Here is a 25,649-nt window from a genome sequence, read left to right as displayed (position 1 = left end):
CTTCGTTACACGTGATCACGTGCCTTGAAGCGCGCCCTTTTCAGTTCGACGCACGGTAGAGTCCGTGCGCATCGATGTAGGCCAGGACCGCGTCGGGCACCAGGAAACGTACCGACTTACCGCTGGCCAGCAGTTGACGGATCTGGGTGGCGGATACCGCGAGCGGTGTCTGCCAGACGAATGCAATCTGTCCGCTCGGCCCCTTGAGGGCCAGCGGGTCGCTTACCGAGCGCGCTGCCAGCAGATTGCGCAAGGCATCCGGCGGTTCGCTGTCGGCATCCGGGCGTTGCAGCACCAGGATGTGGCAATGCTGGAGCAACTCTTCCCAGCGGTGCCAAGTGGGCAGGCCGCAAAATGCGTCCCAGCCCAAAAGTAGAAACACCTGGTCTTCAGCGGCCAATTCAGCGCGCATCAGCTCCAGGGTGTCGATGGTGTAGGACGGTTTGTCCCGCTGCAATTCGCGGGCGTCCACCACCAACGGTGCCACGCCGGCCACCGCGCACTCGACCATCGCCAGACGGTCCTTTGCCGACACCTGCGGCGTACCGCGATGCGGCGGTCTGGCACTGGGTGTCAGACGCAACTCGTCGAGCGCCAGCGATTCGGCGACTTCCAGCGCACCGCGCAAATGGCCGATGTGCACCGGGTCGAAGGTCCCGCCCAACACGCCAATGCGTCGAGGCGCAGGCTCGCTGGTGGCTTGCGGGGCTGACGGGTCGAGGTCGCCCAAGTCAGACCGACGCCTGGCCGCGCAACTGGCCATCACCGACCACGACGTACTTCTCGCAGGTCAGCCCTTCGAGGCCCACCGGGCCACGGGCGTGCAGCTTATCAGTAGAAATGCCAATCTCGGCACCCAATCCGTATTCGAAGCCATCGGCGAAGCACGTCGGGGTGTTGATCATCACCGACGATGAATCGACTTCCGCAACGAAACGCCGGGTGTCTGCCAGGTTTTCGCTGACGATCGAATCGGTGTGATGGGAGCCGTACGTATTAATGTGCTCGATGGCCTGGTCCAGCCCGTCGACCACGCGGATCGACAGAATCGGTGCCAGGTATTCGGTGTTCCAGTCTTCTTCAGTGGCCGCAACGACGTCGATGATCGCCCGGGTGCGCCCGCAACCGCGTAGTTCGACGCCTTTTTCGCGGAACTGAGCAGCCATCGACGGCAGGAAATCCTTGGCAACGGTTTGATCCACCAACAGCGTTTCCATCGCGCCGCAGATGCCATACCGGTAAGTTTTGGCGTTGAAGGCGATGCGCTGGGCTTTCGGCAGATCGGCGTGAGCGCTGACGTACACGTGGCAGATGCCGTCCAGGTGCTTGATGACCGGCACGCGGGCATCGCGACTGACCCGTTCGATCAGGCCACGACCGCCACGGGGCACGATGACGTCGACGTATTCAGGCATCGTGATCAGCGCGCCAACGGCGGCACGATCGGTCGTTTCGACCACTTGCACCACGGCGGCGGGCAAATCGGCCTCGGCCAGACCGCGCTGGATGCAGGCAGCAATGGCGCGATTGGAATGAATCGCCTCGGAGCCGCCACGCAGGATGGTCGCGTTGCCGGACTTCAGGCACAGGCTGGCGGCATCGATGGTCACGTTCGGCCGCGATTCGTAGATGATCCCGATCACGCCCAACGGCACGCGCATCTTGCCGACCTGAATGCCCGACGGCCGAAAGCTCATGTCGCGGATCGCGCCGACCGGGTCCGGCAGAGCCGCTACCTGACGCAGCCCCACAATCATGCCGTCGATGCGTTCCGGGGTCAGCGCCAGACGTTCAAGCAATGCGGGCTCAAGACCATTGGCACGGCCAGCAGCCAAATCCAGCTCATTGGCAGCCGTCAGCTCAGCGCGTGCAGCGTCCAACGCATTGGCAGCAGCCTGCAAGGCGCGGTTTTTCTGCGCGGTGCTGGCACGGCCGATGACGCGAGAAGCTTCGCGGGCAGCGCGACCCAAACGGGCCATGTAGTCAAGAACGGACTCAGTCATTGTCTGTGGTGGTCTTTGCTAAGGTCTTGGTAAAGAGTAAAGCGGCAGATTATAGCTGGCGCGTCCCCCGACTAACAGCGGTGACGGGCGGATGGTCGAAATGGAGGGCAATTTGCCGACGTTCAGCCGTGATTAAGCTGCAAATTGTTATCATCACGACTCAATGAGCCCTGATTAACACCGTTCATCATGTCTAACCTGACCGTTCGCACGTCCGCTACAAGCCTGCCCAACGGGCTCGCGGATGCATTTTTCGACAGAGATGCCCAAACGCTGGCCCGGGATTTAATCGGCAAAATCATCCGTCACCGGGTCGGTAATCTGTGGCTCAGCGCCAGAATCATTGAGACTGAAGCCTATTACTTCGAAGAAAAAGGCAGCCACGCCTCTCTCGGCTACACAGAAAAACGTAAGGCTTTGTTTCTGGATGGCGGCCATATCTATATGTATTACGCCCGGGGCGGCGATTCCCTGAACTTCAGCGCCAAAGGTCCCGGCAATGCGGTGCTGATTAAATCCGGCTATCCATGGGTTGATGAACTGAGCGGGCCGGCGAGCCTTGCGCAGATGCTGTTGAACAATCCCGACGCTCAGGGCCGCCCTCGCCCGTCACAAAAGCTTTGTGCGGGACAGACTCTGCTCTGCAAGGCGCTGGGCCTGAAGGTACCGGTCTGGGACGCCAAGCGCTTCGACCATGAAGTGCTGCTGGTGGAAGATGTCGGTCCGGCGCCTGCCCACATCATACAAACCACGCGCCTGGGCATTCCCCACGGACGCGATGAGCATTTGATGTACCGCTTCGTCGATGCGGCGTACGCGCCGTATTGCACGCGGAACCCGCTGCGACGTGGGCAGGTTGAAGGTCGCGATTATTTTTTGTTGTGAGTACAACTCCTGCGGGGGTCAATCAATAAGAGGGAGTTGTTTTTATGGGCCCATGGCTCGATAGCGTGACCGGTTGGTTGACGGTCAACCCGCAATGGCTGGCTGTGGCGGTGTTCATAGTGGCCTGCGTGGAATGCCTGGCGATTGCCGGGCTGATCGTGCCCGGCACGGTGCTGCTGTTTGCCGTGGCAGTACTGGCCGGCAGCGGCGCGCTTCCGTTGGGAGAAACGCTACTGCTGGGCTTTCTCGGCGGCGTGCTGGGCGACATCATTTCGTACTTCCTCGGGCGACATTTCCATCAGAACATCCGGCGCCTGCCAGGGTTACGCCATCATCCGGAATGGATCGCCGGGGCCGAGGCCTATTTCCAGCGTTACGGCATCGCCAGTCTTTTGGTCGGGCGCTTCATCGGCCCGCTGCGGCCGATGCTGCCGATGGTCGCCGGCATGTTCGACATGCCCTTCCCGCGCTTCGCCGCCGTCAGCCTGCTGGCCGCCGCCGGTTGGAGCGTCGCGTATCTGCTGCCCGGCTGGGCCACCGGGGCTGCGATTCGCTTGCCATTGCCCGACGGGTTCTGGCCTGAAGCGGGTATCGTTGCCGGCAGCATTGCGGTAATGATCGGCTTGAGCGTGACCAGCAGCCTGCGCCGCCATCGCCACGCCAGCGCCTATATAGCCAGCCTCGGCCTGTTGATTCTGGCAGGCCTGTTTATCGGCTACCCGCACCTGACCGCGCTCGATCAAGGCGTGATGACCTTGGTGCAGGAACATCGCAGCCCGTTGCTCGATGAAGTGGCGGTGACATTCACGCTGATCGGCGAATTCCGCAATATGCTGATCTTCAGCGCCCTGCTGACCGGCCTGTTGTTGCTCACTCGACAATGGCGACAAGCGATCTTCGCCGGTAGCACCCTGCTTTGCACCGCGCTGGGCAACACCGTGACCAAACATTTTTTCGCCCGCGTGCGCCCGGAAGTGCTGAGTGACCCTCTGACCACCTTCAGCATGCCCAGCGGACACGCCTCAGGCTCTTTTGCGCTGTTTCTGACGCTCGCCGTGCTGGCCGGCCGCGGACAACCACCGCGGATGCGCCTGACTTGGCTGCTGCTGGGTTGCTTGCCGGCGCTGGCGATTGCCCTGTCGCGGGTGTACCTGGGCGCGCACTGGCCAACGGATGTGCTGGCTGGCGCCATGCTGGCGGCATGCGTGTGTGCGGCGAGCTTGTGGCTGAATCAGCGCCAGGCGCCGCTCAACGCCATGCCACCGAAGATCTGGTGGCTGGTGTTGCCGGCGTTGGTGGCGCTGTTCGGATTCTTTGCTTTGCGGCATTTACCGAATGCGATGTTGAGATATGCCTACTAAAGATCAAAAGATCGCAGCCTGCGGCAGCGCCTACAGGTATACGCCTTACCCATGTAGGAGCTGCCGAAGGCTGCGATCTTTTAGCGGGTGTCAGGCAAACAACTCACCCTGCAACTCATCCAGCAGCGCCTGAATCGCATCCAGTCGCTGCTGCGGGTCATCGAGTTGCAGCAGGTCGATCTTGTCCACTTCGGCAAACGGCAACAGATACGCCAACTGATTGGCCAGCGATTGCTGCCCGGTCGCTTCGGTGCCCATGTTCAATGCTTCGACCATCGGGTGTTCGGCCAGCGCCTTGAGCAGCGCGACGAGGTCGGCGTCCTCATCCTGCAGCGGCTGCTCCGGCTCGTCCTCCAGCCACTCGACCTCGGCGACGGTCAGATGATCGCGCTGAATCTCGGTGCGCAATACATGGAAACGCCGTCCGCCCTGCACCCGGATGCCCAGCAAACCATTGTCCTGCTGTTTGAAATCTGTGATCAGCGCCTCGCACCCGACCAGCGCGTAGCCCGCCGGGGCGATGCCGACTTCTTCGCCGTCGAGGATGCACACCACGCCGAAGCCGCCGCCCTGTTTCATGCAGCGACTGATCATGTCCAGGTAGCGCGCCTCGAAAATCTGCAAATCGAGGATACAGCCCGGAAACAGCACCGTGTTCAGCGGAAAAAGCGGCAAGCTCATAGACATTTCCTTACACCACCATCGACACCGCCAACGGCAGGAAAACTGCCGTGGCCACGCCCATCAGACTCATCGCCAGCGCCGCGAAGGCGCCGCATTCGTCACTTTCCTGCATCGCCACCGCAGTGCCGACCGCGTGCGCCGTCATGCCCAGCGCCATACCGCGTGCCTCGGGGCTGTGAACACCCAGCCGGGTCAAAAGACTCGGCCCGAAGATCGCCCCGATCACCCCGGTGATCAATACGAATACAGCCGCCAGCGCCGCGACGCCACCGATCTGCTCTGCCACCAGCATGGCAATCGGCGACGTCACCGACTTCGGCGCCATGGTCATCAAGATCATGTGTTCGGCACCAAACGACCAGCCCAGCAATACGCCCATGCCAGTGGCGACGACGCCACCTATCACCAGCGTAGTAAATATCGGCCAGAACAACTGCCGAATGCGTCGCAGATTGAGGTACAGCGGCACGGCCAGCGCCACGGTCGCAGGCCCGAGCAAGATGCTGAGGATCTCGGTGCTCTTGCGGTACTCGGCATAGGTCAGGCCGCAGCCCACCAGCACGCCGATCACCAGCAGCATCGAGACCAGCACCGGTTGCAGAAAGATCCAGCGGGTTTTCTCGAACGCCGCCAGCACCAGCTGATAAGCACCCAGCGTAATGCCGATGCCGAACAACGGATGATGAATCACCGACGCCCAGGCGCCGTGCCAGTCGAAAATCATTGGCCGTCCTCACGATGAGCGTGACGCTTGACCATGCGCTGCATCAGCACGCCGGCGAAGGCTAGGGACAGCAACAGTGACAACACCAGCGCGCCGACGATGGCCCAGAAATCCGCGGCAATGTCTTTGGCGTAAACCATCACACCCACGGCGGGCGGCACCAGCAACAACGGCAGGTAACGCAGCAGACTGCTTGCCGCGAGGTTCAGCGGTTCGCCGACCTCGCCACGGCTGATCAGGAACACCAGCAGTAACAGCAGGCCGACAATCGGCCCCGGCAGTACCGGTAAAAACAAGTGGTTGATGGCTGTGCCCAGCAATTGGAACAGCACCAGCCAGGTCAGTCCACGTAACAACATCCGTCATCTCCCGCCAATATCATCCCGCACAAGCGGGCCGACCATTATAAGCACGCCAACGCTATAGATCGGTATTCGCCAAAAGCATGGACAGTTGACCGGAGCCATTTGCCATGTTGATCTAAAGTAGTAATCCGGGAGGTCAAATCCCCCCCCCTAAAAACTATAAAACCGATGAACCCAAGGAGATGCTCAATGCCCTATGTTCCCGTTGCAGAGCTCAAAGATTATGTCGGCAAGGAACTCGGACGTTCCGAATGGCTCACCATCGATCAGGAGCGCATCAACCTGTTCGCCGAAGCCACAGGGGATTATCAGTTCATCCACGTCGACCCGGTCAAAGCCGCGCAAACGCCATTTGGCAGCACCATTGCACACGGTTTCCTGTCGCTGTCGCTGATCCCCAAACTGATGGAAGACATTCTTATCCTGCCTGAAGGGGCGAAGATGGTCGTCAACTACGGCTTGGACAGCGTACGTTTCATCCAGCCAGTGAAGGTCAACTCCAGGGTTCGACTCAAGGTCGACATGAACGAAGTCACCGAAAAGAAACCCGGCCAATGGCTGCTCAAGGCCACCGCCACGCTTGAGATCGAAGGCTCGGACAAACCGGCCTACATCGCCGAGCCACTGTCACTCTGCTTCGTGTAAACCATCCCGGATGCGAAGCAGCCCAGGCTGTTTCGCGCCCTCTCCTGTTTTCCCGGCTATATATGGTCATAGAGCTGCGGCATACTCGCTCGCCTAATTGCCCGGATCCGGCTATGCGCTCACTTGCACTCCTCGCTCTGACCCTATTGCTCACCGCTTGCGGCGACGGCGAATCGCTATTGCCCCCCGACGCCCGATTGCCGGACGGCGGACGCTATCGCGGTGAACTGGTCAACGGATTGCTGCAAGGCCAGGGCCGTATCGACTACCCGAACGGCAGCTGGTACGCCGGCGACTTCGACAAGGGCCAATGGCATGGCCAGGGTGAGTGGCACGGCGGCAACGGCGAAGTCTATCGCGGGGCATTCAATCAAGGGCTGTTCGACGGCAAGGGCGCACTGACCACCAGCGGCAGCAGCTTTACCGGCGGCTTCAAAGCCGGTCGACGGGACGGCGAAGGCACCCTCAAAGAAAACGGTATGACCTACCGCGGTGAATTCAAGGCCGATCAATATTCAGGGCTCGGTCGTCTCGAACTCGAAGACGGCAGTTCATATCAGGGTCAGTTCGCCCACGGCAAACCCAATGGCGAAGGCCAACGCGGCGACGCCAGCGGCAATCAGTTCACCGGGCATTTCGTCGACGGTCAGCTCGAAGGCAATGGGACGTTCAACAGCGCCGATGGCGATATCTATGTTGGCGGCTTCAAGAACAACCAACTGCACGGCAAGGGCCGCTACGAGAACGCCGACGGTGATGTCTGGCTCGGTCAGTTCAAGGAAGGATCGCTGAACGGCAAGGGCGAGTTGATCGGTGCCGATGGCAGCCATTACATCGGCGAGTTCAGTGACTGGCGCTTCACCGGCCAAGGTCGATTGAACCTGTCCGACGGCAGCTTCTACATCGGCCAGTTCGACGCTGACAGTTACTCGGGGCGCGGCACCCTGGTGCTGACTGACGGCACGGTGCAAAACGGTACGTGGATCAATGGTCAGCGTGTTCGGGATGCCGATGGCAAGTTGCTGCCCGATAGCCTGGAACTCGGTTTGCTGGCCCAGGGCCGTTTGCTCGACGATGCACTGTTCAACGTGCCGGCTTCGACCCCGGCAGTCGAGTTGTACACCCTGACCGTCGGCGGTGACGGCAAGCAAAGCGTGTTCCTGCGCGAATCCGATTATGTCAGCAACATGCTCAGCAGCCGCTTTGGTGCGTTTGGCCAGCTCCGTCTGGTGAACCATCGCGACCACCTCGTCGACCGACCGATGGCCACCCGGGAAAACCTGCGCCGCGCCGCCGCCACCCTGGCCGAACGCAGCGGCCCGGAAGATTTGATCTTCATCTACATGACCAGCCACGGCACCAGCGAACACGAACTGGTGCTCGACCAGCCGCGCATGGAACTGTCCGATCTGCCGGCCGACGAACTCGCCACGGTGCTCGCCCCGCTGAAAAACCGCGACAAGATCATCGTGATTTCGTCCTGCTACTCCGGTGGTTTCATCCCCGCGCTCAAGGACGAACGCACCCTGATAATGACCGCCTCGCGCGCGGACCGCGTGTCCTTCGGCTGCTCGGAAGAAGCCAACTTCACCTACTTCGGTGACGCGCTGTTCGCCCAGGCACTGAACCAGACCGACGATCTGGAGCAAGCCTTCAAACTGGCCAAGGCCACCGTCGCCGAGCGCGAACTGGCAGACAGCTTCGAAGCCTCCGAGCCGCAGATCTGGGCACCGAAAACCGTCCTCTCCCACTGGCAGCTGTTACGCAAACAGCAGGCACGAAAAGCACTACAAAGTGTCTCTATCAGCAGCAAGGATGCAAAGAACAACTAAGCTGAACAGTATCAGGGGGAAACACTATGTACTTGACGCCTCAGCACGTATTGCTTGCCGGAGCTACCGGGTTAACCGGTGAACATTTGCTTGATCGTCTGCTCAATGAGCCAACGATTTCAAGGGTATTGGCCCCCTCACGCCGGCCATTGGCCGAGCACCCCCATCTTGAGAACCCTGTCGGCGATCCGGCGGTGTTCCTGCCGCAATTGAACGGCCGCGTCGACATCGCCTACTGCTGCCTCGGCACCACCTTCAAGCAGGCCGGTTCGGAACAGGCGTTTCGCGCGGTGGACCTGGACATGGTGGTGGCGTTCGCCAAACGTGCACGGGAGATGGGCGCACGGCACCTGATCGTGATCAGTGCCTTGGGGGCCGATCGGAGATCCTCGATTTTCTACAACAAGGTTAAAGGCGAGATGGAATACGCATTGCGCGCGCAGGACTGGCCGCAGCTGACCATTTGCCGACCTTCGTTGCTGCTCGGCGAGCGACTCGAACCGCGCATGGCCGAACAATTCGCCGGGCCATTGTCGCGCTTGATCCCCGGCAAATACCGCGGCATCGAAGCCTGTCAACTGGCTCGGGCGATGTGGCGACTGGCGCTGGAAGAGCAGAATGGGGTGCGGATTGTTGAGTCGGATGAGTTGCGCAAGTTAGGCAAGTAACTCTGCAGCGCCTGAAGTGACGCCTTCGCGAGCAAGCCCGCTCCCACATTTGACCGTGTTCGCCCGGATAACTCAGTCAAATGTGGGAGCGGGCTTGCTCGCGAATGGCGCGACACCGATTCAAAGCCGAACGCTACAACCCGCCAGTCGCTTGAAAACTTACCCCGATCACCGTCAGCACCGATAGCGGCAATAGCAGCGTGTCGAGCAACGCACTGGCCGGCAGGTCGATACCCGGATAGCTCGGGGCTTCGGCGCCGAAGCGGTCCATGGCGCAGCAGCCGCCGTTCATCGCATACAAATCCAGACGGGTCCCCGAATACACCACTGGCGCCCCTGGTTTGGCGGCATCCAGCGTGCGCGCCGTGGCGCAGCCAGCCAATTGCAACGCCAGCACAATCGTCAGCAGCTTATTCATCGCTGGTCAGATGGTGTTCGCCCCAACGAGGCAGCATGTCCTGGGGAATGTTCAGCAGATTGAGAATTCGCGCCACGACGAAATCGATCAGGTCGTCGATGGTTTGCGGCTGATGATAAAAACCTGGCGACGCCGGCAAAATCGTCACACCCATGTTCGACAGCTTGAGCATGTTCTCCAGATGGATGCTTGAATACGGCGCCTCCCGCGGCACCAGAATCAGCTGACGGCGTTCCTTCAAGGTGACGTCGGCGGCACGCTCGATCAGGTTGTTGCAGGCTCCCGTTGCGATGGCCGACAAGGTCCCCGTGGAACACGGCACCACCACCATCGCCGCCGGCGAGCCGGAGCCCGAGGCTACCGGTGACATCCAGTCTTCCTTGCCGTACACGCGAATCTGCCCGGCGGCAGCGCCGGTGTACTCGGTGAGGAAGGCCTGCATCATTTGGGTTTTCGGCGGCAACGTAACGTCAGTCTCAGTGGCCATCACCAGTTGCGCCGCCTTGGAAATCAGGAAATGCACCTCGCGATCTTCGCGAACCAGACAGTCCAGCAGGCGCAAACCATATTGAGCGCCCGAAGCACCGGTCATCGCCAGCGTGATGCGTTCCGGGCCGTTATTCATTGCAGCGCCTCAGCCAGTTTGCCGTGCAGGCCACCGAAGCCGCCATTGCTCATGATCACTACGTGAGTGCCGGGCTGGGCCTGGCTCTTCACGCGCTCGATGATGCCTTCCAGCGAATCACTGACGATCGACGGTACTGTGCACAACGCAGCGGTAGCCCCCAGATCCCAACCAAGGTTGGCCGGCGCGTACCAGATCACCTGATCGGCATCGACCACGCTTTCCGGCAAGCCGTCGCGGTGAGCACCGAGTTTCATGGAGTTGGAGCGCGGCTCGATGATCGCGATCAACGGTGCATCGCCGATGCGCTTGCGCAGACCGTCGAGGGTCGTCGCAATAGCCGTCGGATGGTGAGCAAAGTCGTCATAAATGGTAATGCCACGGACCTCCGCGACTTTCTCCATCCGGCGCTTGACGCTTTTGAATGCGCTCAGAGCAGCGATGCCCATGGACGGCACCACGCCGACATGGCGGGCGGCAGCCAATGTGGCCAAGGCGTTGGCGACGTTGTGCTGACCGGTCATGTCCCACTCGACCACACCTTGGGCAACACCTTCGAACATCACTTCGAACTTCGAACCGTCGTCGCTGTGCAGTTTGACCTGCCATTGACCGCCGGCACCGGTGGTTTGCACCGGGGTCCAGCAGCCCATCTCGATCACTCGCTGCAACGCAGGCTCAGTGGTCGGATGGATCACCAGGCCTTCGCTCGGGATGATCCGCACCAAATGGTGGAATTGGCGCTCAATGGCTGGCAGATCGGGGAAGATGTCGGCGTGATCGTATTCCAGGTTGTTCAGGATCGCTGTGCGTGGGCGGTAGTGAACGAACTTGGAGCGCTTGTCGAAGAACGCGCTGTCGTACTCGTCGGCTTCGATCACGAAGAACGGTGTGTCGCCCAAACGAGCGGACACCGAGAAGTTTTGCGGCACGCCGCCGATCAGGAAACCCGGGCTCATGCCCGCATGCTCCAGCACCCAGGCGAGCATGCTGCTGGTGGTGGTTTTGCCGTGAGTACCGGCGACGGCCAGCACCCAGCGACCTTGCAGCACGTGATCTGACAGCCATTGCGGGCCGGAGACGTACGGCAGGCCTTTGTTCAACACGTATTCGACAGCCGGATTGCCGCGAGACATGGCATTGCCGATCACCACCAGATCCGGTGCCGGATCGAGCTGCGCCGGGTCGTAGCCTTGGGTCAACTCAATGCCCTGAGCCTCAAGCTGAGTGCTCATCGGCGGATAGACGTTGGCATCGGAGCCCGTCACGTGATGGCCCAGCTCTTTGGCCAGAACCGCCATCGAACCCATGAAAGTGCCGCAGATACCAAGAATATGAATGTGCATAGTCGACCTCGTAAACATGGCCGCAGGTTAGCGTAGGGTGGGGAAAATCGCACCTTGTGTTTAGACTGGCCGACGATGACTTCCCATTATGCTACTCGACATTCAGAATCGGCCCACGCTGTGCGGCAGCACAGTACGGCACGGTTTTCCTTGATAATACCGCCCTTACCTCCTGGATGACTGCTCGGAAACTGCTCATGAATAACAAGACGTCTCAACTCAGCATCACGCCTGGCTCAAGCACGAAAAAACTGTCCGCCGGGCAGCGGAAATTTAACGGCCTTGTCAAAAAAATCGAAAAACAGCGCCAGACGCTCCTGGCATGGGAAACCGCCACCCCTTTATATATTGAACGCTGGCGCGAGGAGTTCATTCCTCAGTTCCACACATTTAGTCAACGCTCGCTTGAGCTTGTGCATGTTCTGGATGAACTCAGCGAACGGATCAAACTCTCGAAAACCGATCGCCACACGTTGATTCAGGAGATTTGCGCCCAGACCTTGTCGTTGATCGATAGCGGCAACTACACCGATGAAGATAAAGCCACCTTAAAAGCGCTCTACAACAAGCACAGCGGTCGTGACTTCGATGCCGACGCGAGTGAAGACGACGAGTTATTGAAACAGGGATTGCAAGAGATGTTCGGCGTTGATCTGGGCGACGATATCGACACGCTATCTGCTGAGGAAATTGCGCAAAAAATGCACGAGCGCCTGTGGGCCGAGCACACGGCGCAGCCGCAGCAAAGCACCGGCAAAAAAACCGCAAGCCACCTGCGCCAGGAAGCGGACGCCGCCCAAGCCAGCCAATCTGTGCGCGAGATTTATCGCAAGCTGGCCAGTGCCCTGCACCCCGATCGAGAAACAGACCCCGACGAGCGCGAACGCAAAACCGTGCTGATGCAACGAGTCAACCTCGCCTATGGCGAACGGAACCTGCTTGATCTGCTGCAACTGCAATTGGAAATCGAGCACATCAGCGCAGACACCCTTGATGCACTTCCCGCTGATCGGCTTAAACATTACAACCAGGTATTGTCCGAGCAACTCGGAAAGCTGCAAGACGAAGTGTTCGAAAAGGAGCTGGCGTTCAAACAGCAATTCCAGCTCGATCCGTTCGATGAAGTGACACCCAAGAACCTGGCTAGCAAGTACCAATATCAGCTCAACAGGCTGATCAACGACACCGAAGAGCTGAACGGCCTGCGCGAAGAACTGAAGGACCCCAAAATCTTGAAAGCCTGGCTCAAGGCGCAAAGGGAGTATCAGAAGGAGATGGACGCCATGGACCTTGAAGCGGACCTGTTCGATGAGCAGTTCGACGAGCTCCCGGATTCGTTATTCCGCTGAATATCGGTCATCGGGTTTGACTCAACTCCACGCTCCTTAACGAGCAATCCCATGCTTACGCAACTTTCTATAAAGAGTGTTGCGGCTGACGCCCAGTTGCTCGGCGGTGTGAGTCATGTGCCAGCGCTGTTGCTCCAGGGCATTTAGCAGCGCCAGCCGCTCGGCATCCTCCAGCGGATGCTCCGACGGCTGTTCACAGGCAGCGACCGGTAGCAGCCGAGCCTGACGAATCATCGTCGGCAAATCCTCAAGGCCAATCTGCCCGCCATCGCACAACGCCGCCAACGTGCGCAGCACATTGCGCAATTGCCGCACGTTCCCCGGCCAGGAGAAGGCCAGCAACGCCTGGCGTGCCGGACCGTCGATCAGTACGGTTTCCCCGCCCGCCTCTTCCGCCAGCAAAAAGTCGAGCAACCGGGACTTATCACTGCGATCACGTAACGCCGGTAAAGCAACTTCCAGCCCATTGAGCCGGTAATACAAATCTTCGCGGAAGCTGCCGTCTTGCACCCGCTCCAGCAAATTACGGTGAGTGGCGCTGATGATCCGCACATTGACCGATTCCGGCTCGCCGCCGATCGGCACCACCTGACGATCTTCCAGCACCCTTAATAGCCGGGTCTGCAAGGCCAGGGGCATGTCGCCGATTTCATCGAGGAACAAGGTCCCGCCATCGGCCTGCTGCAACTTGCCGCGCATGCCTTCCTTGCGCGCGCCGGTAAAGCTTCCGCCGCGGTAACCAAACAGTTCGCTCTCGATCAGGCTTTCGGGAATAGCGGCGCAGTTGAGCGCGACGAAAGCTTTTTCTGCTCGCTGGCTGGCCTGGTGGACGGCTTTGGCAAACGCTTCCTTGCCGGATCCGGTTTCGCCGTTGATCAGTAGCGGTACGTCCCGCTCGAACACGCGCAAGGACTTGCGGAAGTCTTCCTGCAACCCGGTGTCGCCCAGACAAATGCCCGACGAGCGCGAAGGTTCGGCGATCACCGGGCTCTGCACCACCGGCACCGGAATGCTGCGTGGTTGCCCGCGCAACACGGCGAACAGACTTCGCCCGTCGCGCGTGCGCAACGGCCAACTGGCGCTGGCATTGACGCTGGCGCGGCCGAGCAATTCATCCAGCGAGCAGTCGAAAAACGCTTCCACCGGTTTGCCCAGCAGTCCACCGCGAATATGCCCCAGCAGGTTCAGCGCACTTTGGTTGACCGCGCTGATCCGCCCTTCCCCGTCAAACGCCAGCAACCCTTCGCTGAACAACCCTACGGATTCGGCCTGAAGGTGAAAACGCAGCAGCCATTGATTGTCGAAATAACGCAGGAAATAGCAGCTCTCGATCATCTTCGCCGAAAGATTGACCAAGGCCATGGTGTGAAACTGACTTTGACGAGAGACCTCGTGGCGCGCCGAGGACACGTCGAGCACCGCCAGCAGTTCGCCGTGGGGGTCGAACACCGGGCTCGCCGAGCAGGTCAGCCCGGTGTGACGGCCGCGAAAGTGCTCGTCCTGGTGGATCGTCAGGGACTGACGCTCCACCAGACAGGTGCCGATGCCGTTCGTGCCTTCGCACGCTTCGCTCCAGTCCGCGCCGAGCCAAAGGCCGGCGCGTTCGAAAATCTTCCGTTCGGCCGGTGCGGTGACGCAATTGAGGATCACGCCGCGGGCGTCGGTCAGCAAGACCGCATGGCCGGCGCCGGAGAGTTGCTGATGAAGGCTGGTCATTTCGCTGCCGGCGATGTGCAGCACCTGCTGCAAGCGCTCGCGGCTTTCCAGGACGCGACCATGTTCCAGCACCGTGGGGGCCATGGTCAGGGCCGGGTCGAGGTGATAATCCTCAAGACAACGCAGCCAGGAACGGGCAATCGACGGATCGCTGCCGGGACCGTGCAGGTGGGATTTCCCCTGAGTGACGGTCAGGACCTGCTGGGCATGGCGACTCAAATGGTTGTCGTGCATTTCTTATTGTTCTCCCCGGGGCTCGGCGACCCGTGCGTGAGGTGACGCCCAGCATCCTCCAGCCATCGATGCATTGCAATGTTGGCGAGACCGGCCAGTCACAGGATGTGCCAGAAGCGGTACAAAGTGTCACGAGGGCTGTACCGAAAGCGTCACAGGCAGCGTCCGTCGGTCCGACAAAAATTGCGTAAGGCCTTGATTTGCCTGACCTGCAAGGCAGTGGCCCGACCTTTGCTCTACGCTTATAGCAAGCGCACATGCGCTCTCCCTTATAAGCACAAAAGCCAAGGAGAAATCACCATGCGTTACGCTCACCCCGGTACTGAAGGCGCTATCGTTTCGTTCAAGAGCAAATACGGTAACTACATCGGCGGCGAGTTCGTCGCGCCTGTTAAAGGTCAGTACTTCACCAATACCTCGCCAGTGAATGGCCAACCGATTGCCGAATTCCCGCGCTCCACGGCCGAAGACATCGACAAAGCCCTGGACGCTGCCCACGCAGCCGCCGATGCCTGGGGCGCCACGTCCGTCCAGGCTCGCTCGCTGGTGCTGCTGAAAATCGCCGACCGCATCGAACAGAACCTGGAAATCCTGGCGATCACCGAATCCTGGGACAACGGCAAAGCCGTTCGCGAAACCCTCAACGCCGACATCCCGCTGGCTGCCGACCATTTCCGCTACTACGCCGGTTGCATCCGCGCCCAAGAAGGCAGCGCCGCCGAGATCGACGGCAACACCGTGGCCTATCACATCCATGAACCGCTGGGCGTGGTCGGGCAGATCATCCCGTGGAACTTCCCGATTTTGATGGCCGCCTGGAAACTCGCCCCGGCCCTGGCTGCCGGTAACTGCGTGGTCCTGAAGCCCGCCGAACAAACGCCGCTGGGCATCACCGTGCTGATGGAGTTGATCGGTGACCTGTTGCCGCCGGGCGTGCTGAACGTCGTGCAAGGCTATGGCAAAGAGGCCGGTGAGGCCCTGGCCACCAGCAAACGCATCGCCAAAATCGCCTTCACCGGCTCGACCCCGGTCGGCTCACACATCATGAAATGCGCCGCCGAAAACATCATTCCGTCCACCGTGGAGCTGGGTGGCAAGTCGCCGAACATCTTCTTCGCCGACATCATGCAAGCCGAAGAAACCTTCATCGAAAAAGCCGCCGAAGGCCTGGTGCTGGCGTTCTTCAACCAGGGTGAAGTCTGCACCTGCCCATCCCGTGCATTGGTGCAAGAGTCGATCTACGACGACTTCATGAAAGTAGTGATGAAGAAAGTCCTGCAAATCAAACGTGGCGACCCCCTGGACACCGACACCATGGTCGGCGCCCAGGCGTCCGAGCAGCAATTCGACAAAATCCTTTCGTACCTGGAAATCGCCAAGGGCGAAGGCGCTGAGCTGCTGACCGGCGGCAAGGTGGAAAAACTCGAGGGCAACCTGGCGACCGGGTACTACATCCAGCCGACCCTGCTCAAGGGCACCAACAAAATGCGTGTGTTCCAGGAAGAAATCTTTGGCCCGGTGGTGAGCATCACCACCTTCAAGGACGAAGCCGAAGCCCTGGCCATCGCCAACGACACCGAGTTCGGTCTCGGTGCCGGCCTCTGGACCCGCGACATCAACCGCGCCTATCGCATGGGCCGCGCCATCAAGGCCGGTCGTGTGTGGACCAACTGCTACCACCTGTACCCGGCGCACGCCGCGTTCGGCGGTTACAAAAAATCCGGCGTCGGTCGTGAAACCCACAAAATGATGCTCGACCACTATCAGCAGACCAAAAACCTGCTGGTGAGCTACGACATCAATCCACTGGGCTTCTTCTAAAAGCGTCTGCCGCAAGCAAGCCACTCTCCTTGTGGGAGTGAGCTTGCTTGCACCTCAGGCCTTCGTGCCAACCCGGCACCACGCCGGCCAAAAACAATAAGAACAGGTGAACTCCTATGCGTAGCGATCAAGCCAGCGTGCAGCCGGCTACCTCCTCGGTCGACTTCGAAAAAGTCGACTCCGACTATTTCCAGCAACGGGAACTGAAAAAAGGTGCGGCAGGCTGGGTCCTGCTAGTGGGTCTGGGCGTGGCCTACGTCATCTCGGGCGATTACGCAGGATGGAACTTCGGACTGGCCCAGGGTGGCTGGGGCGGCATGTTTATCGCCACGTTGCTGATGGCGACCATGTACCTGTGTATGTGCTTTTCCTTGGCGGAACTGTCGTCCATGATCCCTACCGCCGGTGGCGGCTACGGTTTTGCCCGTAGCGCATTCGGGCCGTGGGGCGGGTTCCTGACCGGAACCGCAATCCTGATCGAATATGCCATCGCACCAGCAGCGATCGCGGTATTTATCGGCGCCTATTGCGAGTCACTGTTCGGCATCGGTGGCTGGATGATTTACCTGGCGTTCTACATCATTTTTATCGCCATCCACATTTTCGGGGTCGGCGAAGCCCTGAAACTGATGTTCGTCATCACCGCCGTCGCCGCCCTGGCACTGGGTGTATTTTTGGTGGCGATGGTGCCGCACTTCAGCGTCGCCAACCTGCTCGACATCCCGGTGACCGAGGCCAAGGGCGCCAGCAGCTTCCTGCCGTTCGGTTACGTCGGCGTGTGGGCGGCCATTCCCTACGCGATCTGGTTCTTCCTGGCCGTTGAAGGTGTGCCACTGGCGGCAGAAGAAACCAAAAACCCGAAACGCGACCTGCCCCGTGGGCTGATTGGCGCCATGCTGGTGCTGGTGACCTTTGCCCTGCTGATTCTGGTCATCGGCCCTGGCGGTGCGGGCGCCAATGCGTTGATGACCTCGGGTAACCCGTTGGTCGAAGCGCTGAGCAAAGCCTATGGTGGCTCGACCTGGATGGGCCACTTCGTCAATCTGGTGGGCCTGGCCGGGCTGATCGCCAGTTTCTTCTCGATCATCTACGCCTACTCGCGGCAGATCTTTGCGCTGTCCCGCGCCGGCTACCTGCCGCGCAAACTGTCAGAAACCAACAAGAGCAAGGCCCCCGTGCTGGCACTGATTATTCCCGGCATCATCGGATTCGGCTTGTCGCTGACCGGTCAGGGTGACTTGCTGATTCTGGTAGCGGTGTTCGGCGCGACCATTTCCTACGTCTTGATGATGGCGGCGCACATCACACTGCGCATTCGGCGCCCCAAGATGGACCGGCCATATCGCACGCCGGGCGGTATCTTCACCTCGGGTGTCGCGCTGGTGCTGGCTTGCATCGCCGTGGTGGCAGGCTTTCTGGTAGATCCTCGTGTAGTGATTGGCGCTGCAATCATCTATGGAGTGTTAATTGCTTACTTTGCCTTCTACAGTCGGCATCACCTCGTAGCAGGCACGCCCGAAGAAGAATTCGCGGCTATTCAGAAAGCTGAAGAAGCCCTGCACTAAGGACCGAAAATTACGGCGCAGACACCATCTGCGCCGTCACGGAGAATCTGTATGGCAAGTTTTGCTCACACTGTCGGCGGCCTGACTTATCGCTTCGAAAGCCTCAAGGAGGTGATGGCCAAGGCCAGTCCGGCACGCTCAGGGGATTTCCTGGCTGGCGTCGCGGCACTTAACGATGGCGAGCGGGTAGCCGCGCAGATGGCTCTGGCGAATATCCCCCTGACTCATTTCCTGCAGGAAGTATTGATTCCCTACGAAGCCGATGAAGTCACGCGACTGATCATCGACACTCACGATAAACAAGCTTTCGCGGTCGTCAGCCACCTCACCGTCGGTGGGTTCCGCGACTGGCTGCTCAGCGACGCCGCCGATGAACAGAGCCTGCGCACCCTCGCGCCCGGCCTGACCCCGGAAATGGCCGCCGCCGTGTCAAAAATCATGCGCGTGCAGGATCTGGTGCTGGTGGCGCAGAAAATTCGCGTGGTCACCCAATTTCGCGGCACGATGGGCCTGCGCGGCCGGTTATCCACGCGCCTGCAACCCAATCACCCCACGGACGAGCCGGCCGGCATCGCCGCGAGCGTTTTAGACGGCCTGCTGTATGGCAATGGCGACGCGATGATCGGCATCAACCCGGCCACCGACAGCATCGCTTCGATCTGCGCCATGCTGGAAATGCTTGACGCCATCATTCAGCGCTACGAAATCCCTACACAGGCCTGCGTTTTGACCCACGTCACTACGTCTATTGAAGCGGTGAATCGCGGTGTCCCGCTGGACCTGGTGTTTCAATCGATAGCCGGCACCGAAGCGGCCAACGCCAGTTTCGGCATCAACCTGAACGTGCTGCAGGAAGGCTACGACGCCGGCTTGAGCCTGAATCGCGGCACGCTGGGCCAGAATCTGATGTATTTCGAGACCGGCCAGGGCAGCGCCCTGTCAGCCAACGCCCACCACGGCATCGATCAACAGACCTGCGAAACCCGCGCCTACGCCGTGGCACGACATTTCAAACCGTTCCTGGTGAACACCGTCGTAGGATTCATCGGCCCGGAATACCTCTACAACGGTAAACAGATCATCCGCGCCGGCCTCGAAGACCACTTCTGCGGCAAGCTCCTGGGCGTGCCCATGGGTTGCGATATCTGTTACACCAACCACGCCGAAGCCGACCAGGACGACATGGACACCCTGCTGACCCTGCTGGGCGTGGCCGGGATCAATTTCATCATGGGCATCCCCGGCTCCGATGACATCATGCTCAACTACCAGACCACATCGTTTCACGACGCCCTCTACGCCCGCCAGACGCTGGGCCTGAAACCGGCGCCGGAATTCGAACAATGGCTGGCAAAAATGGGCATCTTCACCCAGGCGGATGGCAAGATTCACTTCGGCGACAGTCTGCCGCCGGCTTTCCGCCAAGCGATGGCGCAACTGGGATGAGTGTTGAAATGGATAAACCACCCGTTAACCCACAGAATCCGTTGCTGGAACTGCGTCGCCTGACTCCAGCGCGGATCGCCTTGGGTAGAACTGGCACCAGCATGCCGACCAGCGCGCAGCTGGATTTCCAGTACGCCCACGCTCAGGCGCGGGATGCGGTGCACTTGCCGTTCGACCCTGCGGGGCTGAGCTCGCAACTGGCCGAATGCGGGCGCGAGAGTGTGCTGCTGCATAGCGCGGCCGCGGATCGAAACAGTTACTTGCAGCGCCCCGATTTGGGGCGCAAGTTGAGTGACGAGTCGGCGCAAACTCTGCGCGATTATGCGTTGGCCCATCCTGACGGGGTGGATCTGGCGATCGTCGTCGCCGATGGCTTGTCGGCACTGGCCGTTCATCGCCATACCCTGCCGTTTCTGGCGCGGATGGAAGATCAGATTGTGAGTGACGGCTGGTCCGTCTCACCGGTCATTCTGGTGGAACAGGGTCGGGTCGCCGTAGCCGACGAGATCGGCGAATTGCTGGGTGCAAAAATGGTGGTGATCCTGATCGGCGAACGCCCTGGCCTAAGCTCCCCGGACAGCCTGGGGTTGTATTTCACCTACAATCCAAAGGTCGGACTGACGGATGCCTATCGCAACTGCATCTCCAATGTCCGGCTCGAAGGTCTGAGTTATGGCATGGCGGCACACCGTTTGCTGTATTTGATGCGCGAGGCCTGCCGGCGGCAGTTGTCAGGGGTCAATCTGAAGGACGAAGCGCAGGTTCAGACACTGGAGTCGGACGCAGGAGCAGACATGAAAGGTAATTTCCTACTGACTCCGCCGGAAGCCTGAACCGTTTCCGCATTGCGTTTCTATTCAAGTTTCAGGCAGGATCGACGCACGGCTGCCCGAGTGAGAACCGTTCGCCGTCACAGTACGTGAAGACAGCCACTTGAAGACGAGACCTACCATGCGGATTATTCAAGCGACCCTCGAACACCTGGACCTGCTGACCCCGTTGTTCGTCAAATATCGCGAGTTTTATGGCTCCATGGCCTATCCGGACTCGTCCCGGGCGTTCCTCGAGAAACGCCTGCGTCGCAAGGAGTCGGTGATCTACCTGGCCCTAGCCGATGACGACAGCAACAAACTGATGGGTTTCTGTCAGTTGTATCCAAGCTTTTCGTCCCTTTCGCTTAAGCGCGTCTGGATCCTCAACGACATCTACGTCGCCGAAGAGGCCCGCCGCCAGTTGGTGGCCGACAACCTCATCCGCACCGCAAAGAAAATGGCCAAGGAAACCAATGCCGTGCGCATGCGCGTTTCCACCAGCAGCAATAACGAAGTCGCGCAGAAAACCTACGAATCCATCGGGTTCAAGGAAGACACCGAGTTCAAGAACTACGTGTTGCCGATCAGCGACGCGCTGTAAACTGAAAAGATCGCAGCCCCTATGGGTATGTCCTGAGGCTGCGATTTTTCTCCTCACTGCTCCGAAATCCCCCGCTACAAACTCAACGCGCTTTTCACCTCTCAGCCCGTATAATGCGGACCTTTCCGGCTTGTAAGAAAAACTACACCCGTCTGTAGCCTTTCGCGAAGTCATCCGCGCAGGCCTGCCGAGTCGGGCCGTCACCACAGGTGCTCTCCATGGATTTCAACCCGCTCGACCTTATCCTGCATCTCGATGTTTACCTCGATTTGCTGGTAAACAACTACGGGCCATGGATTTACGCCATTCTGTTCCTGGTGATCTTCTGCGAAACGGGTCTGGTGGTGATGCCGTTCCTGCCGGGCGATTCCCTGCTATTCATCGCTGGCGCAGTAGCGGCTGGTGGCGGCATGGACCCGGTGTTGCTGGGCGGCTTGCTGATGCTGGCGGCGATTCTCGGCGACAGCACCAACTACGTCATCGGACGTACGGCCGGCGAAAAGCTTTTCAGCAATCCAAACTCAAAAATCTTCCGCCGCGACTATCTGCAGCAAACCCACAATTTCTACGACAAGCACGGCGGCAAAACTGTGACCCTGGCGCGCTTCCTGCCAATCATTCGCACCTTTGCACCGTTCGTCGCCGGCGTGGCGAAAATGCCGTATCCGCGTTTCTTGGCTTTCAGCGTCTTCGGCACCATCCTGTGGGTCGGTGGCCTGGTGACCCTCGGTTATTTCTTCGGCAACGTACCGTTCATCAAGCAAAACCTGTCGCTGCTGGTCGTGGGCATCATCTTGCTGTCGCTGGTTCCGATGATCATCGGCATCGTCCGCAGCCGCTTCGGCAACGCCGCGTCCAAAACCCAGTCGCACTGATTCCCCATGTGGTCCCTTAGCGCCTGGCGTCGCCGGCGCCTCTTGGCCAAGCATCCAATTGCCGACGACATGTGGCAGCGGGTGCGCCATCACTTGAGTTTCCTCGATGGCATCAGCACCGCCGAAGACCAGTGGTTGCGCGAAGCCAGCGTGTTGTTCCTCGAAGACAAGCACCTGACTGCCTTGCCCGGCGTCGAACTCCACCAGGAGCAACGCCTGCTGCTTGCCGCCCAGGCGCAATTGCCATTGCTCTATCTGGGCGATTTGAACTGGTATCAGGGTTTTCACGAAATCGTCCTCTATCCCGACGATTTCCTCAGCCCCCAGCGCCATCGCGATGCCAGTGGTGTCGAACACGAATGGGACGGCGAACACAGCGGCGAAGCCTGGCAGCAAGGCCCGATCATTCTCGCGTGGCCTGGTGTGATGGCCAGCGGTGGCTGGGAAGGCTACAACCTGGTGATCCACGAACTCGCGCACAAACTCGACATGCTCAACGGCGACGCCAACGGTCTGCCACCGCTGCACGCCGACATGCGGGTCAGCGACTGGGCCAAGATCATGCAAGAGGCCTACGACGACCTCGATCGGCAACTGGATCGAAATCCAGACGCCGAAACCGCCATCGACCCGTACGCGGCGGAAAACCCCGCCGAGTTCTTCGCGGTCACCAGCGAATACTTCTTCAGCGCCCCGGATTTGCTGCACGAGGCGTATCCTCAGGTCTATGGGCAGCTGAAGCTGTTCTATCGCCAGGACCCGCTGGCCCGGCTGCGGCAACTTCTGGCCGAAGACCCTGTCTATCAGGCACACGACTAAGGTCTCTACGACCTCTGGTACATGGCATCGGCGGCGGAATATGCCTATAATCGCCGCCACTTTTTGGTCAATCCGGCCAAGTGTTTTTGGTCAACTAACGGGGGCACCGCCCAATGAGCTACAGCAAGATTCCGGCTGGCAAAGACCTGCCGAACGACATCTACGTCGCGATCGAGATTCCGGCCAACCACGCGCCGATCAAATACGAAATCGACAAAGACAGCGATTGCCTGTTCGTTGACCGTTTCATGGCCACCCCGATGTTCTACCCGGCCAACTACGGTTTCATCCCGAACACCCTGGCTGACGACGGTGACCCCCTCGACGTGCTGGTTGTGACCCCTTACCCGGTTACTCCAGGTTCGGTCATCCGCGCCCGTCCGGTCGGCATCCTGCACATGACCGACGACGGCGGCGGCGATGCCAAAGTCATCGCAGTCCCACACGACAAGCTGTCCCAGCTGTACGTCGACGTGAAGGAATACACCGATCTGCCACCTCTGCTGCTGGAACAGATCAAGCACTTCTTCGAGAACTACAAAGACCTCGAAAAAGGCAAATGGGTGAAGATCGAAGGTTGGGGCGACGCAGAAGCCGCTCGCACCGAGATCATGAAGTCGGTTGCTGCCTATAAAGGCTAAGACGCCATGGGCTTTGCGCCTTTGACGACTTTAAGAAAACCCCGGTTGATCCGGGGTTTTTTGTGCGCGTTTATAAAGCGCCTTCTAAACAGGACGTTTACCTGGCGGTCACTTCGGTTTTTTCGTGTTTAATTTGCTCCAAATACGTCTTACATCCGGTCGTAAATTTCCCTCTCAATTTGAACGGTTCGTTTATTCAAACCCAGGCCCTGCGCCCGTAGACTCGTGTTTATGAAAAAGAACAAATCCTGCGGTTCACGATTCAAAATGCTCCTGGAAGACGCGAAGATTACGACGACGGCATTTGCCGATTTCCTGAAGATTCCACAGGCACAAAACGTCCATAACTGGTACACCCGGGGCGTGCCCGAGTACCGCATGGAAGAAGTCGCCAGAAAACTGTCCGTCAACAGTGAGTGGTTGAAAACCGGCGAAGGCCCGAAAGACGCCAAACACCTGCGCCTGCTCGACGAGACCGGCAACACCTTCGACGCCCAGGCCATTCGCGGCATCTACACGGTCATCGAGCCTACCGACGTCGAGTTGGCCTTTTACAAAGAAGCACCTGTCACTCCAGGCTCGAATAAAACGCACGTTGTTGAGGACAGCAGCCAACCCATCCGCCTGCCCCGCAGCCATCTCGACTCCCTGGAAATCAATCATACGGATGCCATCTGCGCCCACATGATCGGCAACAGCATGGCCGAGAAGATTGAAGACGGCTCCACCATCGCCATCGATCGCGGCCTGACCCAGATTATTGATGGAGAGATTTATGCGATCGAGCATGACGGGATGCTGCGAATCAAATACCTGCACCGTATGCCTGGGAATGGCCTGCGATTGCGCAGCCACAACAGCGCCGAGTACCCGGACGAAATCTTCAGAGCCGCGCAAATCGACGAGCAGAACATCAGGGTATTGGGCTGGGTGTTCTGGTGTTCCACGCTAAATAAACGTCGCCCACCCGTGCCGTTCCTGTGAGAACGCGACCTGTAATTGGATGGACTCGCCCAAGCCGAGGCGTCAATGCGCCACGGTGGCAGTCTAAACAGCCAACGACAGCGAGGGCGAGTCCATGAAAAATCATAGTTCGATTGATCAATCCCTGTCTTCTTCCGATTTGTCGGCCTGTACAACTTTGGCGGTCGATCTGGCCAAGCAGGTCTTTCAGGTCGCCGGTGAAGATGTCCTCGGCCAGGTGCGCTATGAGCAGCGGATCAAGTCGCGTGAGGCGTTTTATGAGTTTCTCCAACAGTTACCGCCTCATGTCGTGGTTTTGATGGAAACCGGTCCGGGCGCTCAAGCCTGGGCCCGGCAGCTGCAAGACCAAGGCAATCTGGCGCGCATTCTTCCAGCCGGTTTGGTGGCCACACACCGCAGCGGGCCTAAAAATGATCGCAACGATGCGCTGGCGATTCTGCGGGCTGGTCGCGATGAAAAAATATGCGCAGTACCGGTCAAAAGCGTTGCGGCGCTGGCAATGCAGGCGCTGCATCGCGCCCGTCAGGGCTACGTGCGTCGACGCACGGCGGTAAGTAATCAGATGCGCGGCCTGCTGCTCGAGCACGGCGTGGCCTTGGCGCAGGGCGATGTTGCGATCAGCCAGAAAATTCCGCGGGTACTGGAAGATGCTACCCAGCCGGTGCCTGGCCTGCTGCGTGAACTGATCGACGAACTGTTGGCCGAGTGGCGCCATTTGGGCGAGCGCATCAGCGTGCTGACGGGACGCCTGGAAGTGGCCGCCAACGCCGACATGACGGCGAAGCGACTGATGACTGTGCGCGGCATCGGCCCAGTCACTGCCACGGCACTGGTGGCCAAGGAAACCAAACCTGAGCGATTTCCCAATGCCCGCAAGTTTGCCGCGTACTTTGGCATGGTGCCTGACCAGCACAGCAGCGGGCAGACGGTCCGGCTGGGGGACATGACCAAGCGAGGCGATGTTTATTTACGCAGCCTGATGATCCAGGGAGCCCATGCGGTGCTGCAACAACTACGACCTGATTCCCAGCAACCCGATGACCGCCGCTTGTTGCGCTGGATGAGCCGGCTGGGTCGTAAGGAGGCCGCGTTCGGACGTAGCAGTCGTGATCCGGTATCCGCTGTGTACTAGAAACACCGGGTTAGATGGTTTCACGACTGCTGCGTCCGAACGCGGCCCGAACCGAACGCAGGCTACGCCAGCTGCTACACGTCACCGCAATCACTCTA

24 protein-coding genes and 1 pseudogene are annotated in these 25,649 nt (G+C 59.6%); 16 read left to right on the top strand and 9 right to left on the bottom strand.

What is annotated here, in order from left to right; all coding sequences use genetic code 11:
* Positions 1 to 40 precede the first annotated feature (40 nt).
* Both nadD and ACYZTX_RS05555 read right to left on the bottom strand, forming a co-directional pair.
* Positions 41 to 730, bottom strand: coding sequence for a nicotinate-nucleotide adenylyltransferase (gene nadD / locus ACYZTX_RS05560; RefSeq protein ID WP_462033259.1), 690 nt, complete (start codon positions 728 to 730; stop codon positions 41 to 43).
* A 1-nt stretch (position 731) separates the two neighbouring features.
* On the bottom strand, positions 732 to 2,003 hold the full coding sequence (locus ACYZTX_RS05555; RefSeq protein WP_462033258.1) for a glutamate-5-semialdehyde dehydrogenase: 1,272 nt from the start codon (positions 2,001 to 2,003) through the stop codon (positions 732 to 734).
* A 189-nt stretch (positions 2,004 to 2,192) separates the two neighbouring features.
* On the opposite strand from ACYZTX_RS05555, the gene ACYZTX_RS05550 reads away from it, so the two are divergent.
* Both ACYZTX_RS05550 and ACYZTX_RS05545 read left to right on the top strand, forming a co-directional pair.
* A complete protein-coding gene (locus tag ACYZTX_RS05550; protein ID WP_462033257.1) occupies positions 2,193 to 2,888 on the top strand; it encodes a DNA-3-methyladenine glycosylase in 696 nt (231 codons plus the stop codon).
* A 44-nt stretch (positions 2,889 to 2,932) separates the two neighbouring features.
* Positions 2,933 to 4,249: a bifunctional DedA family/phosphatase PAP2 family protein gene (locus ACYZTX_RS05545; protein ID WP_462033256.1), complete on the top strand. Its 1,317-nt coding sequence runs from the start codon at positions 2,933 to 2,935 to the stop codon at positions 4,247 to 4,249.
* A gap of 90 nt (positions 4,250 to 4,339) precedes the next feature.
* On the opposite strand, the gene ACYZTX_RS05540 is transcribed toward ACYZTX_RS05545, so the two are convergent.
* The 3 genes from ACYZTX_RS05540 to ACYZTX_RS05530 are packed head-to-tail and all read right to left on the bottom strand — an operon-like array spanning position 4,340 to position 6,016.
* Complete coding sequence (locus ACYZTX_RS05540; protein ID WP_462033255.1) at positions 4,340 to 4,930, bottom strand: LON peptidase substrate-binding domain-containing protein; 591 nt, start codon at positions 4,928 to 4,930, stop codon at positions 4,340 to 4,342.
* A gap of 10 nt (positions 4,931 to 4,940) precedes the next feature.
* Positions 4,941 to 5,657 carry an LrgB family protein gene (locus tag ACYZTX_RS05535; protein ID WP_462033254.1) on the bottom strand — a complete coding sequence of 239 codons (717 nt, stop codon included), beginning with the start codon at positions 5,655 to 5,657 and terminating at the stop codon, positions 4,941 to 4,943.
* The gene (locus ACYZTX_RS05530; protein WP_462033253.1) at positions 5,654 to 6,016 is read right to left on the bottom strand and encodes a CidA/LrgA family protein; all 363 of its coding nucleotides are present in this window, start codon (positions 6,014 to 6,016) and stop codon (positions 5,654 to 5,656) included. Before ACYZTX_RS05530 ends, ACYZTX_RS05535 begins: the two co-directional genes overlap by 4 nt.
* A 195-nt stretch (positions 6,017 to 6,211) precedes the next feature.
* On the opposite strand from ACYZTX_RS05530, the gene ACYZTX_RS05525 reads away from it, so the two are divergent.
* From ACYZTX_RS05525 to ACYZTX_RS05515, 3 genes are all read left to right on the top strand, one after another.
* On the top strand, positions 6,212 to 6,667 hold the full coding sequence (locus ACYZTX_RS05525; RefSeq protein ID WP_084319697.1) for a MaoC family dehydratase: 456 nt from the start codon (positions 6,212 to 6,214) through the stop codon (positions 6,665 to 6,667).
* A gap of 113 nt (positions 6,668 to 6,780) precedes the next feature.
* Positions 6,781 to 8,499: a C13 family peptidase gene (locus ACYZTX_RS05520; RefSeq protein ID WP_462033252.1), complete on the top strand. Its 1,719-nt coding sequence runs from the start codon at positions 6,781 to 6,783 to the stop codon at positions 8,497 to 8,499.
* A gap of 26 nt (positions 8,500 to 8,525) precedes the next feature.
* The gene (locus ACYZTX_RS05515; RefSeq protein ID WP_462033251.1) at positions 8,526 to 9,167 is read left to right on the top strand and encodes an oxidoreductase; all 642 of its coding nucleotides are present in this window, start codon (positions 8,526 to 8,528) and stop codon (positions 9,165 to 9,167) included.
* 133 nt (positions 9,168 to 9,300) lie between these two features.
* Here the strand turns inward: ACYZTX_RS05515 and ACYZTX_RS05510 are convergent, their stop codons facing one another.
* From ACYZTX_RS05510 to mpl, 3 genes are read right to left on the bottom strand one after another with little or no spacing between them, the layout of a single operon-like run.
* Positions 9,301 to 9,585 carry a YceK/YidQ family lipoprotein gene (locus tag ACYZTX_RS05510; RefSeq protein WP_282379122.1) on the bottom strand — a complete coding sequence of 95 codons (285 nt, stop codon included), beginning with the start codon at positions 9,583 to 9,585 and terminating at the stop codon, positions 9,301 to 9,303.
* A complete protein-coding gene (gene ubiX, locus ACYZTX_RS05505) occupies positions 9,578 to 10,210 on the bottom strand; it encodes a flavin prenyltransferase UbiX (RefSeq protein ID WP_282379124.1) in 633 nt (210 codons plus the stop codon). The genes ACYZTX_RS05510 and ubiX overlap by 8 nt, the downstream gene beginning before the upstream one ends.
* On the bottom strand, positions 10,207 to 11,556 hold the full coding sequence (gene mpl / locus ACYZTX_RS05500; RefSeq protein ID WP_462033250.1) for a UDP-N-acetylmuramate:L-alanyl-gamma-D-glutamyl-meso-diaminopimelate ligase: 1,350 nt from the start codon (positions 11,554 to 11,556) through the stop codon (positions 10,207 to 10,209). Before mpl ends, ubiX begins: the two co-directional genes overlap by 4 nt.
* Positions 11,557 to 11,612: 56 nt before the next feature.
* On the opposite strand from mpl, the gene ACYZTX_RS05495 reads away from it, so the two are divergent.
* Positions 11,613 to 12,905: a molecular chaperone DnaJ gene (locus ACYZTX_RS05495; protein WP_462033249.1), complete on the top strand. Its 1,293-nt coding sequence runs from the start codon at positions 11,613 to 11,615 to the stop codon at positions 12,903 to 12,905.
* A 36-nt stretch (positions 12,906 to 12,941) separates the two neighbouring features.
* On the opposite strand, the gene ACYZTX_RS05490 is transcribed toward ACYZTX_RS05495, so the two are convergent.
* Positions 12,942 to 14,855 (bottom strand): sigma-54-dependent Fis family transcriptional regulator, encoded by a 1,914-nt coding sequence (locus tag ACYZTX_RS05490; RefSeq protein ID WP_462033248.1) that lies wholly within the window; start codon positions 14,853 to 14,855, stop codon positions 12,942 to 12,944.
* 300 nt (positions 14,856 to 15,155) lie between these two features.
* Here ACYZTX_RS05490 and exaC point away from each other — a divergent pair, with 300 nt between their 5' ends.
* The 10 genes and pseudogenes from exaC to ACYZTX_RS05440 form a co-directional block, all read left to right on the top strand.
* Complete coding sequence (exaC, locus tag ACYZTX_RS05485) at positions 15,156 to 16,676, top strand: acetaldehyde dehydrogenase ExaC (protein WP_462033247.1); 1,521 nt, start codon at positions 15,156 to 15,158, stop codon at positions 16,674 to 16,676.
* Positions 16,677 to 16,792: 116 nt separating this feature from the next.
* A complete protein-coding gene (eat, locus tag ACYZTX_RS05480) occupies positions 16,793 to 18,241 on the top strand; it encodes an ethanolamine permease (protein ID WP_282379134.1) in 1,449 nt (482 codons plus the stop codon).
* Positions 18,242 to 18,292: 51 nt separating this feature from the next.
* Complete coding sequence (locus tag ACYZTX_RS05475; protein ID WP_462033246.1) at positions 18,293 to 19,687, top strand: ethanolamine ammonia-lyase subunit EutB; 1,395 nt, start codon at positions 18,293 to 18,295, stop codon at positions 19,685 to 19,687.
* Between the two features lie 8 nt (positions 19,688 to 19,695).
* On the top strand, positions 19,696 to 20,520 hold the full coding sequence (gene eutC, locus ACYZTX_RS05470; RefSeq protein ID WP_462033245.1) for an ethanolamine ammonia-lyase subunit EutC: 825 nt from the start codon (positions 19,696 to 19,698) through the stop codon (positions 20,518 to 20,520).
* A gap of 118 nt (positions 20,521 to 20,638) precedes the next feature.
* Positions 20,639 to 21,100 carry a GNAT family N-acetyltransferase gene (locus ACYZTX_RS05465; protein ID WP_461974701.1) on the top strand — a complete coding sequence of 154 codons (462 nt, stop codon included), beginning with the start codon at positions 20,639 to 20,641 and terminating at the stop codon, positions 21,098 to 21,100.
* 218 nt (positions 21,101 to 21,318) lie between these two features.
* Positions 21,319 to 21,975 (top strand): DedA family protein, encoded by a 657-nt coding sequence (locus ACYZTX_RS05460; RefSeq protein WP_462033244.1) that lies wholly within the window; start codon positions 21,319 to 21,321, stop codon positions 21,973 to 21,975.
* Positions 21,976 to 21,981: 6 nt separating this feature from the next.
* A complete protein-coding gene (locus ACYZTX_RS05455) occupies positions 21,982 to 22,794 on the top strand; it encodes a M90 family metallopeptidase (RefSeq protein WP_462033243.1) in 813 nt (270 codons plus the stop codon).
* 113 nt (positions 22,795 to 22,907) lie between these two features.
* Complete coding sequence (gene ppa / locus ACYZTX_RS05450) at positions 22,908 to 23,435, top strand: inorganic diphosphatase (RefSeq protein WP_282379152.1); 528 nt, start codon at positions 22,908 to 22,910, stop codon at positions 23,433 to 23,435.
* 231 nt (positions 23,436 to 23,666) lie between these two features.
* A complete protein-coding gene (locus tag ACYZTX_RS05445; RefSeq protein ID WP_462033242.1) occupies positions 23,667 to 24,419 on the top strand; it encodes a S24 family peptidase in 753 nt (250 codons plus the stop codon).
* 139 nt (positions 24,420 to 24,558) lie between these two features.
* A pseudogene (locus tag ACYZTX_RS05440) lies at positions 24,559 to 25,530 on the top strand (IS110 family RNA-guided transposase); the annotation flags it as partial.
* Between the last annotated feature and the right edge of the window lie 119 nt (positions 25,531 to 25,649).

It is taken from the genome of Pseudomonas sp. MDT1-17, from assembly GCF_054898105.1.
The sequence above is the reverse complement of the archived record's forward strand: the minus strand, read 5'-3'. Positions and strand labels throughout refer to the sequence as shown.